Origin of the sequence: Streptomyces sp. NPDC008086, assembly GCF_042957325.1 — a bacterium.
Taxonomy (GTDB): Bacteria; Actinomycetota; Actinomycetes; order Streptomycetales; family Streptomycetaceae; genus Streptomyces.
In genome coordinates, this window is the sequence record NZ_JBIBIA010000001.1 from 427,379 (window position 1) to 443,042 (window position 15,664).

The 15,664-nt window shown below is 70.0% G+C and carries 12 protein-coding genes; 7 read left to right on the forward strand and 5 right to left on the reverse strand.

The window, feature by feature from the left end; translation table 11 throughout:
* Positions 1–3 precede the first annotated feature (3 nt).
* Positions 4–1,239, forward strand: a complete 1,236-nt coding sequence (locus tag ACFZBP_RS01855) for a DUF4185 domain-containing protein (RefSeq protein ID WP_391409326.1) — start codon at positions 4–6, stop codon at positions 1,237–1,239.
* Here the strand turns inward: ACFZBP_RS01855 and ACFZBP_RS01860 are convergent.
* The gene (locus ACFZBP_RS01860) at positions 1,175–2,224 is read right to left on the reverse strand and encodes a bile acid:sodium symporter (RefSeq protein WP_391409327.1); all 1,050 of its coding nucleotides are present in this window, start codon (positions 2,222–2,224) and stop codon (positions 1,175–1,177) included. The two genes, ACFZBP_RS01855 and ACFZBP_RS01860, sit on opposite strands and share 65 nt — an antisense overlap.
* Positions 2,225–2,416: 192 nt before the next feature.
* On the opposite strand from ACFZBP_RS01860, the gene ACFZBP_RS01865 reads away from it, so the two are divergent.
* From ACFZBP_RS01865 to ACFZBP_RS01875, 3 genes are all read left to right on the forward strand, one after another.
* Complete coding sequence (locus ACFZBP_RS01865; protein ID WP_391409328.1) at positions 2,417–3,280, forward strand: LysR substrate-binding domain-containing protein; 864 nt, start codon at positions 2,417–2,419, stop codon at positions 3,278–3,280.
* A 364-nt stretch (positions 3,281–3,644) separates the two neighbouring features.
* Positions 3,645–5,471, forward strand: coding sequence for an AMP-binding protein (locus tag ACFZBP_RS01870; protein ID WP_391409329.1), 1,827 nt, complete (start codon positions 3,645–3,647; stop codon positions 5,469–5,471).
* A gap of 103 nt (positions 5,472–5,574) precedes the next feature.
* Positions 5,575–6,411 carry an aldo/keto reductase gene (locus ACFZBP_RS01875; RefSeq protein WP_383453074.1) on the forward strand — a complete coding sequence of 279 codons (837 nt, stop codon included), beginning with the start codon at positions 5,575–5,577 and terminating at the stop codon, positions 6,409–6,411.
* A gap of 86 nt (positions 6,412–6,497) precedes the next feature.
* Here the strand turns inward: ACFZBP_RS01875 and ACFZBP_RS01880 are convergent, their stop codons facing one another.
* Positions 6,498–7,109 (reverse strand): hypothetical protein, encoded by a 612-nt coding sequence (locus ACFZBP_RS01880; RefSeq protein WP_383453072.1) that lies wholly within the window; start codon positions 7,107–7,109, stop codon positions 6,498–6,500.
* A 122-nt stretch (positions 7,110–7,231) separates the two neighbouring features.
* On the opposite strand from ACFZBP_RS01880, the gene ACFZBP_RS01885 reads away from it, so the two are divergent.
* A complete protein-coding gene (locus ACFZBP_RS01885; RefSeq protein ID WP_391409330.1) occupies positions 7,232–7,927 on the forward strand; it encodes a glycoside hydrolase family 75 protein in 696 nt (231 codons plus the stop codon).
* A gap of 4 nt (positions 7,928–7,931) precedes the next feature.
* Here ACFZBP_RS01885 and ACFZBP_RS01890 read toward each other — a convergent pair whose 3' ends face one another.
* Entirely contained in the window at positions 7,932–8,648 is a 717-nt protein-coding gene (locus tag ACFZBP_RS01890) for an SDR family NAD(P)-dependent oxidoreductase (protein WP_391409331.1), read from the reverse strand.
* Positions 8,649–8,777: 129 nt separating this feature from the next.
* Positions 8,778–9,644: a methyltransferase gene (locus tag ACFZBP_RS01895; protein ID WP_391409332.1), complete on the reverse strand. Its 867-nt coding sequence runs from the start codon at positions 9,642–9,644 to the stop codon at positions 8,778–8,780.
* A 144-nt stretch (positions 9,645–9,788) separates the two neighbouring features.
* Here ACFZBP_RS01895 and ACFZBP_RS01900 point away from each other — a divergent pair, with 144 nt between their 5' ends.
* Positions 9,789–10,559, forward strand: a complete 771-nt coding sequence (locus ACFZBP_RS01900) for a phytanoyl-CoA dioxygenase family protein (protein WP_391409333.1) — start codon at positions 9,789–9,791, stop codon at positions 10,557–10,559.
* Positions 10,560–10,643: 84 nt separating this feature from the next.
* On the opposite strand, the gene ACFZBP_RS01905 is transcribed toward ACFZBP_RS01900, so the two are convergent.
* Positions 10,644–12,362: a glycoside hydrolase family 6 protein gene (locus tag ACFZBP_RS01905; RefSeq protein WP_383453062.1), complete on the reverse strand. Its 1,719-nt coding sequence runs from the start codon at positions 12,360–12,362 to the stop codon at positions 10,644–10,646.
* 366 nt (positions 12,363–12,728) lie between these two features.
* Here ACFZBP_RS01905 and ACFZBP_RS01910 point away from each other — a divergent pair, with 366 nt between their 5' ends.
* Positions 12,729–15,644 carry a glycoside hydrolase family 48 protein gene (locus ACFZBP_RS01910; RefSeq protein WP_391409335.1) on the forward strand — a complete coding sequence of 972 codons (2,916 nt, stop codon included), beginning with the start codon at positions 12,729–12,731 and terminating at the stop codon, positions 15,642–15,644.
* Positions 15,645–15,664 lie beyond the last annotated feature (20 nt).

The window sequence follows — 15,664 nt, forward strand, 5'->3', positions numbered from 1 at the left end:
GGCGTGCCCGACGACGCACGAGCACGACAGCGCACGGGAACCGGGCTCGGCCTCCTGCTGGCCCTGGTTCTCGCGGCGGTACTGCTCACCGCCCTCCCGGACGACGGCGAACGGGAGGGCGGTGCCGCGTGCCGGCCGCACTCGGTGGCGTCCTGGTCGGCCGACGACGAGCTGACCGGTGAGTTCGCCCGGTACGGCGACGACCCGTCCCGCACGGACGACTGGACCGGCGGCGACGGCACGCACTCGGTGCGGCTGCCCGACGGCCGGCTGCTGTGGCTGTTCTCGGACACCTACCTCGGCCAGGTGTACGCCCCTCCCAACCCCTACGGCGAGTCCTCGACCTGGCGGGACACGACCGCTCCCCTGGTGCGCAACTCGGCGGTCGTCATGCGCGACGGACGCCTGGAGCGCACGCTCGCCGCTCCTCTGTTCCCCGACCCCGCCCCGAACCAGTGGCGCTGGCCGGTCGCGGCCCGTGTCGAGCCCCGTTCCCCCGGCTCGGACGAGAAGGTCGTCAGGGTGCTGTTGTGGGTGCGTACGGCCGGGCAGGCCCCGTGGATCTACGGGGTGCCCGCCGCCACCGAGGTCGCCACGCTCTCGCTGCCCGACCTGCGGGTCGAGTCGGTCGTCAAGGTGCTCGACCAGCAGCTGGTGCCGGATCCGTCGCGGCGTGTGCTGTTCGGGACGACGCTGGTGGAGGAGGAGGGGTGGACGTACGTCTTCGGGGGCGACGACGGTCAGGCCGCGTCCCGGCCGGCCTCGCACGCCTACGTCGCCCGCGTGCCGGAGGGCAGGCTCGCCGAGCCGGGGGCCTGGCGGTACTGGAACGGCTCGCGGTGGGCGGGACAGGGGGCCCGGCCGCGTGCGGTGCTCGGGGACGGGCGGCGCAAGGGGGTGGGCAGCGCGTTCTCGGTGGCGCGCGTGCGGGGGACGTACGTGCTGTTCACGATGGCGGCCGGGACCGACGGGCTGACGACCGTGACGTCGTACTGGGCCTGCTCCCCCGTCGGCCCGTGGCACGGGCCGACGAAGGACTTCAGCCCGGCGCTGCCGCCGGGCGGCCAGGTCGCCGCCTACAACCCGCAGACGCATCCCGAACTGAGCGGCGACGGGCGGCTCGTGCTGAGCTACGACGTCAACTGGCTGGAGACGACAGGCGCCGCGGCGCAGCTCAGCCGGAACGTGTCCCTGTACCGACCGCGGTTCGTGACGCTGCGGGTGGCGCCGACGCGGTGACCGGCTCGGCGGCGTCGGCCTCGGTCTCAGTTTCGGTGTCGGTGTCGGGGTCCTGGGCCCGGCGCTTGGCGATGACCGCGCAGACCATCAGCTGCATCTGGTGGAAGAGCATCAGCGGCAGCACGGCCAGCGAGGCGTGCGCGCCGAACAGGACGCTGGCCATGGGCAGCCCGGCGGCGAGGGACTTCTTCGAACCGGCGAACTGGATCGCGATGCGGTCCTCCCGGTTGAAGCGCAGCGCCTTGGCGCCGTACCAGGTCAGGGCGAGCATCACGGCCAGCAGCACCACCTCGACGGCGAGCAGTCCGGCCAGCCGGGCCGGGCTCACCTGGTGCCAGATGCCCTGGACCATGCCCTCGCTGAACGCGGTGTAGACGACCAGCAGGATCGAGCCACGGTCGACGAGCCCGAGGACCTTCTTGTGCCGGGCGACGAACGCGCCGATCCAGCGGCGCAGCAGCTGCCCGGCGACGAACGGCACCAGCAGCTGCAGCACGATCTTGACCACCGAGTCGGCGGAGAAGCCGCCCGCGCTGCCGCCGAGCACGGCCGCCGCGAGGAGCGGGGTGAGGACGATGCCAGCGAGGGAGGAGAAGGAGCCGGCGCAGATCGCGGCGGGCACGTTGCCGCGGGCCATCGAGGTGAAGGCGATCGACGACTGGATGGTCGACGGGACGAGGGTGAGGAAGAGCAGGCCCTGGTAGAGGGGTTGGTTCAGCAGTACCGGGACCAGACCGCGGGCGGCGAGGCCCAGGAGCGGGAAGACGACGAAGGTGCAGGCCAGGACGGTGACATGGAGACGCCAGTGCTTCAGTCCGTCCATGGCCTCACGGGTGGAGAGCCGGGCGCCGTAGAGGAAGAAGAGGAAGGCGATCGCGGCCGTGGAGGCACCGGACGCCACGTCGGAGGCCGTCCCGCGCGCCGGGAGGAGAGCCGCGAGGCCCACGGTCCCGAGCAGCAGCAGGATGTACGGGTCGATCGGCATCCAACGCGGCCATCGCAGGCGTTTCACTGTGCTCCACTACTTCGCTGTCGTACTCGGCTGTCGTTCGCTGAACTTCGGGTTCCCGGCACGGACGTGCCCTCTCCATCGTCCTCCGGCGGCCAGCGATCGGGAATCCGCCATACCACTCTGACTGTCATCACGTTCCGCGATAACCACGGTAGCCTGGGAGGCGTGTACGACCCCTCCCATCTGCGGACGTTCCTCGCGGTGGCGCAGACCCTGAGCTTCACGCAGGCCGCCCGCCGCCTCGGTCTGCGTCAGTCGACCGTCAGCCAGCACGTGCGGCGGCTGGAGGACGCCACCGGGCGGCCGCTGTTCTCCCGGGACACCCACTCCGTGGAGCTGACCGAGGACGGCGAGGCGATGCTCGGTTTCGCCCGCCGCATCCTGGAGGTGCACGAGCAGGCGTCGGCGTTCTTCACCGGCACCCGGCTGCGCGGCCGGCTCCGGTTCGGCGCGTCCGAGGACTTCGTGCTGACCCGGCTGCCGGAGATCCTGGAGGGCTTCCGCTACGACCATCCCGAGGTCGACCTCGAGCTGACGGTCGAGCTCTCGGGCACGCTGCACGAGCAGCTGGCGGCCGGAAAGCTGGACCTGGTGCTGGCCAAGCGGCGTCCGGAGGATCCGCGGGGCGAGCTGGTCTGGCACGACCGGCTGGTGTGGATCGGCGCGGAGCGGCTCCGCCTGGAGTCGGAGCGTGCGGTGCCGTTGATCGTCTATCCGCCGCCGGGCATCACCAGGGCCCTGGCGTTGGAGGCGCTGGAGCGGCAGGGCCGCGCGTGGCGGATCGTGTGCACCAGCGGCAGCCTCAACGGGCTGATCGCCGCCGCGCGGGCCGGGCTCGGCGTGATGGCGCACTCGCGGGGGCTGATCCCGCCGGGTCTCGTACGGGTGCCGGACCGGGCCGGGCTGCCGGAGCTGGGCCGGGTCGACTTCGTGCTGGTCCACGGATCACGCCGGACGGCGGCGCAGGGGGCGGCCGACGCGTTGGCGGCGGCGATCCTGGCGGGCGGCGACCGGTTGCACCGGCGCTGAGCGCCCCGCTGGAGGCACGGCAGCCCCGCGCCCTGGTGGGCGTCAAGACCCCAGTGACACGTACGGCCGCGCATACGCTGAGGGAGGAGACGGCCGCACGCTGCGAACGGCATGATCCACAGGGCCCGCGCCCCGGTAGTCGGGTCGTACAGATTCGGTGGAGATTACGGGCCCGAAACTTACTCAACCGTCAGTTTTCTGTCCGACCCTTCCCCATGTGAGCGCATTTTCCCCCGCTGACCTGTGCATACCTGCGCGCCCATCGATTTCCGGCCCCCTCCCGTCCGAAACGCGGTTGGGGTAGCTTTCACGGCGCTGAGCGGAGTGTCAGCGAGGCATCCGGACGGGGAGCGGGGAGCGGGGTTTGCGCGAGTTCACCAACCCTCCGTTGGCGTTGCCACCGCCGGTGGGCGGCCTGGCCGACGTCGTCTTCCAGCACGCCCAGGAGGACCCGCTGTATGTCACTCTCGGCCGCAAGGACGAGGGCGGGCAGTGGCGGGACGTCACCGCCGCCGAGTTCCGGGACGAGGTGCTCGCCCTGGCCAAGGGCCTGCTCGCCCGGGGCATCCGGTTCGGCGACCGGGTCGCGATCATGTCCCGCACGCGCTACGAGTGGACGCTCTTCGACTTCGCCCTGTGGACGATCGGCGCCCAGGTGGTGCCGGTCTACCCGACCTCGTCGGCCGAGCAGTGCTTCTGGATGCTGTACGACGCCGAGTGTTCGGCGGCGATCGTGGAGCACGAGGACCACGCGATGACGATCGCCACCGTCATCGACCGGTTGCCGCGGCTGCACCAGCTGTGGCAGCTGGACTCGGGCGCCGTGCAGGAGCTGTACGACGCCGGCGCCCACCTGGACGACGAGGTGGTCCACCGCCACCGGCAGGCGGTCACCCCGGACTCCGTCGCGACGATCATCTACACCTCGGGGACGACGGGCCGCCCCAAGGGCTGTGTCATCTCGCACGGCAACTTCATGTACGAGGCGGACACCGTCATCGAGCGCTGGGAGCCGGTGTTCCACTCCAAGAAGGGCGACGAGGCGGCGACCTTGCTGTTCCTGCCGCTCGCGCACGTCTTCGGCCGGATGGTGCAGGTCGCCGCGATCCGCGGCCGGGTCCGCTTCGGCCACCAGCCGCAGATGAACGCGGCCGCCCTGCTGCCGGACCTCGCCGCGTTCAAGCCGACGTTCTTCCTGGCCGTGCCGTACATCTTCGAGAAGGTGTTCAACGCCGCCCGCCGCAAGGCCGAGAAGGAGGGCAGGTCGGGGGCGTTCGAGAAGGCCGTCGAGGTCGCCGTGAAGTACGCGGACGCCATGGAGGCCAAGGCCTGGGGCATCGGTCCCGGCCCGTCGGCGGGTCTGCGGATGCAGCACCAGGTCTTCGACAAGCTCGTCTACTCCAAGATGCGGGCCGCTATGGGCGGCCGTATCAAGCAGGCGATGACCGGTGGTTCGGGGATGGACCGCCGGCTGGGGCTGTTCTTCGCGGGCGCCGGCGTCCATGTCTACGAGGGGTACGGCCTCACCGAGTCCACGGCGGCCGCCACCGCCAACCCGCCCTACCGCACCCGCTACGGCACCGTCGGCCAGCCCATCCCGGGCATGACCGTGCACATCGCCGACGACGGGGAGATCTGGCTGCACGGCGCCAACGTCTTCCAGGGCTACCTCAACAACCAGAAGGCCACCGACGAGACCCTGCACGACGGCTGGCTCGCCACCGGTGACCTTGGCTCCCTCGACGAGGACGGCTACCTCACCATCACCGGCCGCAAGAAGGAGATCCTGGTCACCTCCGGCGGCAAGAGCGTCGCCCCGGGTCTGCTGGAGGAACGCGTCCGCGACCACCCGCTGGTCTCCCAGTGCATCGTCGTCGGCAACGACCGCCCGTACATCGCCGCCCTGGTCACCCTCGACCAGGAGGCCGTCGAGCACTGGCTGATGATGCGCGACAAGCCCCAGATGACGCCGGCCCAGCTGGTCCGCGACGCCGACCTGGAGACCGAGGTACGGCGCGCGGTCGTCGCCGCCAACACCCTGGTCTCCCAGGCCGAGTCGATCCGCACCTTCCGTATCCTCGCCCAGCCGTTCACCGAGGAGCACGGACTGCTCACCCCGTCGCTGAAGCTGAAGCGCAAGGCGATCGAGAACGCGTACGCCGGCGAGGTCGAGGCGCTGTACCGGGCCTGAGTCCGGCCGCCTCCCACGGATTCTCCGGTCAGGAATGCATCGCGGCCCGTGATCGTTGACGATGTCAGTACCACCTGACGACAACCGTAAGGATCAAGAGCTCGTGAGCAGCAAGGTGCCCCCGATCATCCTCAACAACGGCGTCGAGATGCCCCAGCTGGGCTTCGGCGTCTGGCAGGTGCCGGACGACGAGGCGGAGCGGGCGGTCGCCACCGCGTTGGAGACCGGGTACCGCAGCATCGACACAGCGGCGATCTACGGCAACGAGGAGGGCACCGGCAAGGCCATCGCCGCCGCCGGCCTCCCCCGCGAGGACGTCTTCGTCACCACCAAGCTCTGGAACAGCGACCAGGGATACGACGCCACGCTGCGCGCCTTCGACGTGTCGCTGGAGAAGCTGGGCCTGGACTACGTCGACCTGTACCTCATCCACTGGCCGCTGCCCGCCCGGGACGCCTACGTGGACACGTACAAGGCGTTCGAGAAGCTGCACGCCGACGGCCGTGCCCGGGCGATCGGTGTCTCCAACTTCCTTCCGGAGCACCTGGAGCGGCTGATCGGCGAGACGTCGGTCGTCCCGGCGGTCAACCAGATCGAGCTGCACCCGCACCTTCAGCAGCGCGCCTCCCGTGAGTTCCACGCCGAGCAGGGCATCGCCACCGAGGCCTGGTCGCCGCTCGGGCAGGGCAAGGGGCTGCTGGAGGTCCCGGCGATCGTCGCCATCGCGCAGAAGCACGGGCGCACCCCGGCCCAGGTCGTGCTGCGCTGGCACCTGCAGCTGGGCAACGTGGTGATCCCGAAGTCCGTGACGCCCTCGCGGATCAAGGAGAACATCGAGGTCTTCGACTTCAGCCTGGACGACGAGGACCTCGCGGCGATCAGCGCGCTGAACGAGGACCGGCGCATCGGCCCGGACCCGGCGGCGTTCAACCAGGGCTGACGCCCGTGGAACGACCGTCCGCCCGCCGCTCGGCTCTGTGAGCGGCGGGCGGACGTCGTCGTATGTGCGAGTGCGTCCGGGTCGCCTCAGTCGCCGCGCACGTCCGAGAGGACGACCTCGAACTCCTCCAGCCCGGTCACGGTCACATGGGCCTTGGCCGCGCCTTCGTGCCGGGCCGCCGCCTGGCCCGCGCGGGACGCCGCCAGGGACGCCTGGTCGACGAAGAGCACGCCGACCATCCCACGCCCGCGCTCCCGGTCGACCAGCAGGGACGCCCTGGCCAGCCCCGTGAGGGTGTCGAGCCTGGGCACCACGGTCGCCCGGAACGTGTCGGCGAGCAGGTCCGTGTCCATCGGGTCGAACTCCAGCCTGGTGACCCGCAGTCCGCCTCCCGTCTCCGGCTGCCGGACCTGGTGGAAGACCAGCGCCTCGTAGTTGTCCACCGCCACCGTCCCCAGGAACGGCTCCAGCATGGCCGTCCGCCGCTCGCGCAGCACCTCGTCGCTGTTTCGCCTGGCCTGCTCCGACTCCCACCAGCTCGCCGCGAGCAGTTTCCCGAGTGCGCGGTCCACGAAGACACTGGCTCCGCGGTATCCCGGCCGGTCCTCCAGCAACTCCCGCCCCTGTGTGTTCAATGCCCTGATGGCCGAGTCGATCTTCGTGGGATCGCCGGTCGTGTAGATGGCGCGTACGAACATGACACCTCCAGAAGCTCGGCCAGATATCCGAAAGCTTCGGTATGTCCAGTCTTCTACTGGGGTGACGGCGCCGCAATCAGCGCCAGTAAGGAAACGTTCCTACCCAGGAGGGTCCACCCCCCGTGCCCATCCGATCCCTCACCCTGACCGCGGCCTCGGGCGCCGCGCTGCTCGCCGCCGGACTGCTCCCCGCCGTCGCCTCCGGCGTTCCGGACCCGCCGTTCGCGCCGGAGGAGCCGGTCGGCGCGGCCGACCTGCTGGCGAAGGTGGCCTCCTGTGAGCAGGTCTCGAACGGCCTGTACCGCACCGACGCGACGAGCGCGCCCACCGTCCCCGTGTGCGGTGCGCACGGCGCCGTCTTCTGGAAGTCCGACATGGACATCGACTGCGACGGCCGGCGCACCGCCAGGTGCAACGAGGCCACCGACCCCTGGTTCCAGCCCGACACGGCGTTCCACCAGTCCGACGGCGAGCCGCTGCGCTCGGACACCCTGCCGTTCGTCGTCGTCCCGAGCGTCAGCCGCATCTGGGACCACTCGGCCGCCGGCATCCAGGGCGGCGGTGTGGCCGCGGTCATCCACGACGACCGGCTGCTGTACGCCGTCGTCGGCGACACCGGCCCGCAGCGGATCATCGGCGAGGCCTCCTACGCCGCCGCCGAGGCCCTCGGCATCGACCCCGACCCCGCCACCGGCGGCACCGCCTCAGGCGTGACGTACATCCTGTTCAAGGGCTCCCGCGTCGCGCCCATCGAGAACCACGAGGCCGCGGTCGCGCTGGGCGAGCGGCTGGCGAAGGAGTTCGTGCGGAACGACTGAACCGTCAGTTGGGCTGTCCGATCGGCCGTACGACGACGGTGTTGACGTCCACGCCGTCGGGCTGCCGGACGGCCCACACCACCGAGTCGGCGATCTGGTCGGCGGTCAGCAGATGGCCGGGCGGCAGGCTGCCGTAGCTGTCCCAGAACGGTGTCTCCACGCGGCCCGGCGCGATATGGGTCACGCCGATGCCCCAGTCGGTCACCTGCCGCCGGGTGTTCTCGGCGAGCCCGGTCACCGCCCACTTCGTCGCCCCGTAGATGTTGCCGGGCCCGGGCACGAACCCGGCGACGCTGCCGACCAGGACGATCCGGCCGCGGGTCTCCTTGAGGGCGTCGACGGAGGCGCGGATCAGCAGCGCCGGGCCGAGGACGTTGGTCAGCACCATCTCGGTCCAGCCGGCCGGGTCGCCCTCGGCGACCGAGTCGTGGGTGGCGACCCCGGCGTTGGCGACGACCGTGTCCAGTCGGCCGAACGCCTTGAGCGTGGCGTCCACGGCCGCCTGGACGTCCGCGTACTCGGCCGCGTTCCCGACGATCGTCAACAGCCCCTCCGGGTCGCCGAGTTCCGCGGCGAAGCCCCGCAGCCGCGCTTCGCCCCGGCCGGTGACGGTGACCCGGTATCCGGCGTCCAGCAGTTGCCGCGCGACAGCGGCGCCGATGCCGCTGCCGCCACCGGTGACGAGTGCGACCGGAGAGTCGGTCGTGATGGTGCCGGTCATGGTGATCCCCCTGTGTTCCGTACGGTCGACGGTTCGATCGGTGGTTCGGACGACGGGGAGTCCATCACTTGGAGAGCTCTCGAAGTCAAGGCCGCACGCTGAGCGCCGACCGGGCGGCCGCGATCGGCGTCACTCCGTGCGAACGGCCGTGTACACGGTCTGCGCCGCGAGCACGAAGACATCCGGGCGGTGGTGCACGCTCGCCTTGTCGTCCGGGTCGAGGAGCCGGTCGAGGGTCGCGCGGTCGTCGGGGTCGAGGGCCTCGCCGACGCCGTCGCGCAGACGGGTCAGATGGGCGGCGACGTAGGCGCGGGCGCGGTCCGTGGTGGGGGCGGGCAGGTCGAGGAGGAAGGTGCGGGTGCCGGTGGGGCGCAGGCCGGCGGCGGTGAGCAGGGCCGGCCAGTCCTCGGTCTCGGTGACCGAGCCGGGCAGGTCCGCCCGCATCGCGGCGAACCACTGCGCCTCCAGGGCGTCGAGCCGCGCCTGCAGCCCGGGCCGTCCGAAGCCGAGGTCGCGGGGCAGGAACCGGGCGGGCAGGCCGCCTTCCTGCAGGGCGAGCGTGCCACCGTACGTGAGGCGCTCGGCGAACGCGGCCAGCGCGGCACGCTGGTCGCCGAGGTGGTGCAGACTGCGGCCGGCCCACAGCAGATCGGCGGGATAGTCCAACTCGTCGAGCACATCCGGGAGTTCACCGGCGAGAGTACCGAAGCGGTCGGCGACACCGAGCCGCTCGGCACGCGCCTGGGCCCGCGCCAGCAGCGGAGCGGATCCGTCGACGGCGACGATCCGGGCGCCGGGAAAGGTGTCGGCGAACAGACAGGCGACGACGCCGGGCCCGCTGCCCACGTCGACCACCAGCCCCGGCTCGGTCTGCCGCTTGGCGAGCCACGCCATGGCGTGCTCGTACAGCGGCGTGAACAGCTCCGCCTGCGTCTCCAGGAGCGGACCCATCTCCTCCCAGTCGACGTCGGTGTGGTCGTGGTGGTCGTGCGCCATGGTGGTCCGCCTCTCGCCCTCGGGTCCGGATGCCGCAAGGGTGCTCCAAGGCACGGCCCGCAGGCCACCGTCCTTGCCGTAGCGGCAAAAACAGGGCAAAAAAAATCAGGTGCGGCCACGAGCGTCCTCGCCCACGATGGCCGGATGGACGACGAGATGGTGGAGCGCTTCCTCGAGGACGGGTTCGTGAAGATCGAGGGCGCCTTTCCGCCCCGCGTCGCCGAGCACTGCGCGCGACTGCTGTGGCGGGAGACGGGGTACGACCGGGAGGACCCGGGTACCTGGAAGGACCCCGTGCACTGGGTGTACGACATGGCGATGGGCCCGTTCGCGGCGGCCGTCAACACGCCTGTGCTGCACGAGGCCTTCGATCTGCTGGTGGGTGAGGACCGCTGGCAGTCGCGCTACTCGCTGGGGACCTTCCCGCTGCGGTTCCCGCACGAGGAGGAACCAAACGACGCGGGCTGGCACATCGAGGCCGGCTACACCCCGGAGGACGCCGAGCACCCCCACACCAACCTGCGCTCGAAGGACCGCGCCCTGCTGATGCTGTTCCTGTTCAGCGAGGTCACCGAGGACGACGCCCCGACCCGCATCCGGATCGGCTCACATCTCGACGTACCCCCGGTCCTGGCACCGTACGGCGAGGCCGGCGCCTCCTATCTGGAGCTCGGCCCCAAGGTCGACGAGGCCTCCGCCCACCGCACCCTCGCCCACGCCACCGGCAAACCCGGCGACGTCTACCTCTGCCACCCCTTCCTGGTCCACGCGGCCCAACCCCACCACGGCACCCGCCCCCGCTTCATGGCCCAGCCGCCGCTGCACCCGGCGGTGCCGCTGGAGCTGGACCGGTCCGACGGCGACTATTCGGCGGTCGAGTTCGCGATTCGCCGGGGCTTGGCCCAAGAGAACTGACCAGCCCCGGCGAGTTACGACGCCCTAAGGGGCGCGGGGAACTGCGCGACAAGCCACAACGAACCCGCAGCCGCAGTCACCGCATCACGACAACGGCGGATACGCGTTCTGCATCAACTGCTGGAACTGCGCGGAGAACCAGTGCCCCGACAGCGGAGCGTCCGGCAGCGCACCGGACATGTTGTTGCCGTTGCGCGGGTTGCCGGTGTACGTCGGGTCGCACATCCGGTCGAACCCCTTGCCCTCATCGTTCGGGATCTCCTTGCTCGCCCCGTCGGACTCGCCCGGAGGCTTGATCCACACGTACGCGTCGATCCCGGCCGCCGGATTGGCCTGCGGACGCTCACCGAGGCCCGCCCCGGACTGGTTGCACCAGTTGCCGACGTGGATACGCCGGTCGTACCGCCCGCCGTTGACATACGTGTCGACGTCGGTCATCGCCCCCGGCCCGGCGGGCCGGGCAGAGCCACCCCACCCGTTCCGCGAGGTGTCGATCAGCATGCCGATACCGGAGTTGAAGCCGGTCGTGACCAACTGCTGCCGGAAGGCCTGCGCGAAGGACAGCTCGTCGGTGTAGCGGTTCCAGTCGACCCACTTGGACTCACGGACGGACTTGCCACCGACGGAGTCGTTGACAGTGAAGTTGTTCTCCTTCAGCGCACTGTAGTTCGCCGTGTTGGCGATGAACCCGTGCACGTCGTTCACGGTGGCACCCTCGGAGGTGGCCGCCTCCTTCATCACGGTGGCGCTGGCGGCGAAGTTGTCGTCCCAGCCGATCCAGCCGTGGTGGCCGGCGTCGATGTAGTTGTAGACGTTGGCCGCGTCACCCAGCTTGTTCAGGGCGTAGCCGACGCCCTTCTGGTAGTTGCCGTTGGCCTTCATCACGTCGCACTGCGGCGTGGCCGTCGGACGGCTGCCGGTGTTGGTGACGAGGTTCGGCAGCGAGTCGATCTCGATCGTGGTGACGATCCGCAGCGCGGCGTACTTCGGGTCGGCGAGGATGGCCGCGATCGGGTCGATGTACTCGGTCTTGTAGCGGCCGAGCTCCGTCGGGCCGAGTTCGCCGTTGGAGGCGAGGGCGGCGCAGTCACGTCCCGGCAGGTTGTAGATGACCAGCTGGACGACGAGTTCGCCGGAGCCCTTCTGGGTGAGGGCCTCGTCGAGGTGGTCGCGCAGACCCATGCCGCCGTTGACGCCGTTGATCGCGGCGATCCGGTCGAGCCAGACGCCGGTCGGCTGGCCCGCGATCCGGCTGCCGCCCGGCTCGGCGGCGGCCTTCGCCGACCACTCCGGGTTCACGTACACCTTGGCGCCGGAGTACGGGTTGTCGACCTTGGGGCCGGTCGGGTCCGGGTCCGGCGGATCCGTGGGACCGCCGCCGCCGTCGACGTTGCAGGTCACGCCGTCGAGGGTGAAGGTGGCCGGCACGGCGTTGGTGCCGCTGTAGGAGCCCTGGAAGCCGAAGCTGACCGAACCTCCGGTCGCCAGCGTCCCGTTGTAGGTCTCGTTGGCGGCGGTGACGGCGGCGCCGCTCTGGCTGATCTTGGCGTTCCAGCCGCTGGTGACCTTCTGGTTTCCGGCGTACGACCACTTCACCGACCAGTTGGACTTGGCGGAGCCCTGGTTGGTGACCGTCACGGCGGCGGTGAAGCCGGTGTCCCACTGGTTCTGCACCTTGTAGTCGACGGTGCAGGGGACGGCTGCCGTGCCGACGTCCTCGGGGGCGGTCGCGGCGAGCGCGGTCCCCGAGGCCCCGGCGACGAGCGCCAGGGCGGCGAGCATCGCAGTTCTTGTACGACTCATGAGTGCGGGTTCCTTCTTGGTCGCGGGTGCTGACGGTTCGTCCGTGCAGGGCGCGCAAGAGGCAAGGAGGAGATGCCCGCGACGGCTAAAAGTACTGAACGCGGGGGGTGTCGCATGAGCGACTCCTTGCAGATCAGCGCACCGTGACGGACGCGTCGACTGATGGAATCGCTCCCACTGGTGTCAATGAAGCTAGCGCCAAGTGACGGTAAAGGACAGAGGGGTTGCTGACTTTCCCTCAACTAAATCCGTCGAATCTTTTCGACTCTTCGAGCACCTTGACCCCTTGCACCCCCTTCCCCACTATGGGAGCGCTCCCACTGGTTCAAGCCTTGACTTCTCCGAGCCGCAAGGAGGAACCAGCACGTGCATCCCCCACGCAGACGCAGAACCGCACGACGGTTGTGGACCGCCGCCGTGGCGGCCCTGGCGCTCCCCTTGGCAATGGTGGGCACCGATGCGACGCCCGCTCAGGCAGCGGCACTTCAGTGCAGTGTCGACTACAAGACCAATGACTGGGGCTCCGGCTTCACCGCGGATCTGACGATCACCAACCGCGGTACGGACGTCATCGACGGCTGGACGCTGACGTACGGCTACACCGGCAACCAGAAGCTCGGCAACGGCTGGAACGGGACCTGGTCCCAGTCCGGTCAGTCGATCACCGTGAAGAACGCCGGCCACAACGGGCGGATCGCCGCCGGGGCCGCGGTGACCACGGGCGCGCAGTTCAGCTACAGCGGCGGCAACGCCGCCCCGACGAACTTCGCGATCAACGGCACCAGTTGCACGGGCGCCCACCAGCCCCCCATCACCGTGCTGACCAGCCCGGCGGCGGGCGCCGTCTACACGCAGGGCGACGCCGTCCCGCTCGCGGCCACCGCCGCGGCCGCCGACAACGCCACCATCAGCAAGGTCGAGTTCTACGACAACACCACGCTGCTGGGCACCGACACCACGGCCCCGTACTCGCTCGCGGTCTCCAGTTTGACCGTGGGCAGTCACTCGCTGCTCGCGAAGGCGTACGACAGCCTGGGCGCGTCCGCGGAGTCCACGCCGGTCGGCGTCACGGTCGCCTCGGGTCCCGCCGTGGTGACCTCGCAGACCCAACTCCCCGTCCAACAGGGGAAGTCGGCCACATACGACGTCAAGCTGTCGACCCAGCCGTCGTCCAACGTGACCGTCACGACCGCCCGCGCGAGCGGCAACTCCGGCCTGTCGGTGACGGGCGGCGCCTCGCTCACCTTCACGCCCTCGAACTGGAACACCGCGCAGAAGGTGACCATCACCGCCGCCTCCTCCGGCACCGGCGCGGCGACCTTCGAGTCGACGGCCAACGGCCATGCGAAGGCCACGGTCACCGCCACCCAGATCGCGGCGACGAAGGCGTACGACGCCCGTTTCCTGGAGCTGTACGGCAAGATCACCAACCCGGCGAACGGCTACTTCTCGCCCGAGGGCATTCCCTACCACTCGGTCGAGACGCTGATCGTGGAGGCGCCGGACCACGGCCATGAGACCACGTCGGAGGCGTACAGCTACCTTCTCTGGCTGCAGGCCATGTACGGCAAGGTCACGGGCGACTGGGCCAAGTTCAACGGCGCCTGGGAGATCATGGAGAAGTACATGATCCCGACCCACGCCGACCAGCCGACCAACTCCTTCTACAACGCCTCCAAGCCGGCGACCTACGCGCCCGAGCTGGACACGCCGAACGAGTACCCGGCGAAGCTGGACACCGGGGTGTCGGTCGGGTCCGACCCGATCGCCGGTGAGCTGAAGTCGGCGTACGGCACGGACGACGTCTACGGCATGCACTGGCTGCAGGACGTCGACAACACCTACGGCTACGGCAACTCGCCGGGCAAGTGCGAGGCCGGGCCGGGCGACACCGGGCCGTCGTACATCAACACCTTCCAGCGCGGCGCGCAGGAGTCGGTGTGGGAGACGGTGCCGCAGCCGACCTGCGACCAGTTCAAGTACGGCGGCAAGAACGGGTACCTGGACCTGTTCACCGGTGACGCCTCCTACGCCAAGCAGTGGAAGTTCACCAACGCCCCGGACGCCGACGCCCGTGCGGTGCAGGCCGCGTACTGGGCCGACAAGTGGGCCGACGAGCAGGGCAAGGGCGGCCAGATCTCCGCGACCGTGGCCAAGGCCGCGAAGATGGGCGACTATCTGCGCTACGCGATGTACGACAAGTACTTCAAGAAGGTCGGCAACTGTGTGGGGGCGTCGAGTTGTCCCGCCGGCACCGGCAAGGACGCCTCGCACTACCTGCTCTCCTGGTACTACGCCTGGGGCGGTGCCACCGACACCTCGGCGGGCTGGGCCTGGCGCATCGGCTCCAGCCACGCGCACGGCGGCTACCAGAACCCGATGGCCGCGTACGCCCTGTCCAACTACGCCGACCTGAAGCCCAAGTCGGCGACCGGGCAGGCCGACTGGGCCAAGTCGCTGGAACGGCAGGTCGAGTTCTACCGCTGGCTGCAGTCCAGCGAGGGCGCGATCGCGGGTGGCGCGACCAACAGCTGGGCGGGCCGGTACGCGACGCCACCCGCGGGCAAGTCGACCTTCTACGGCATGTACTACGACCAGCAGCCCGTCTACCACGACCCGCCGTCCAACCAGTGGTTCGGCTTCCAGGCGTGGTCGATGGAGCGGGTGGCCGAGTACTACCAGCAGACGGGGAACGCGGCCGCGAAGGCCGTCCTCGACAAGTGGGTCGACTGGGCGCTGTCCGAGACGACCGTCAACCCGGACGGTACGTTCCGGATCCCGTCGACGCTTCAGTGGTCGGGGCAGCCCGACACCTGGAACCCCTCGAATCCGGGCGCCAACAACGGACTTCACGTCACGGTCGCCGACTACACCAACGACGTCGGTGTGGCGGCCGCGTACGCCAAGACCCTGACGTACTACGCCGACCGCTCCGGTGACACGGCTGCCGCGACGACGGCGAAGGCGTTGCTGGACGGCATGTGGGACAACTACCAGGACGACCTCGGTATCGCCGTCCCGGAGACCCGCGCCGACTACAACCGCTTCGACGATCCGGTCTACGTCCCGAGCGGCTGGACCGGCACGATGCCGAACGGTGACGCGATCAACTCGTCGTCGACCTTCGAGTCGATCCGGTCGTTCTACGAGGACGATCCGGCGTGGTCGAAGATCGAGGCGTATCTCTCGGGTGGGGCGGCGCCGTCGTTCACGTACCACCGGTTCTGGGCCCAGGCGGACATTGCGCTGGCCATGGGTTCGTATGCGGAGCTTCTCGAATAGTCCCCCGCCAAGCGCTCCGC

Coding starts and splice junctions, on each gene's coding strand:
- ACFZBP_RS01895 (WP_391409332.1), bottom strand. CDS start 9,644: ATGGCGCACGACCACCACGACCACACCGACGTCGACTGGGAGGAGATG.
- ACFZBP_RS01860 (WP_391409327.1), bottom strand. CDS start 2,224: ATGCCGATCGACCCGTACATCCTGCTGCTGCTCGGGACCGTGGGCCTC.
- ACFZBP_RS01880 (WP_383453072.1), bottom strand. CDS start 7,109: ATGTTCGTACGCGCCATCTACACGACCGGCGATCCCACGAAGATCGAC.
- ACFZBP_RS01890 (WP_391409331.1), bottom strand. CDS start 8,648: ATGACCGGCACCATCACGACCGACTCTCCGGTCGCACTCGTCACCGGT.
- ACFZBP_RS01900 (WP_391409333.1), top strand. CDS start 9,789: ATGGACGACGAGATGGTGGAGCGCTTCCTCGAGGACGGGTTCGTGAAG.
- ACFZBP_RS01905 (WP_383453062.1), bottom strand. CDS start 12,362: ATGAGTCGTACAAGAACTGCGATGCTCGCCGCCCTGGCGCTCGTCGCC.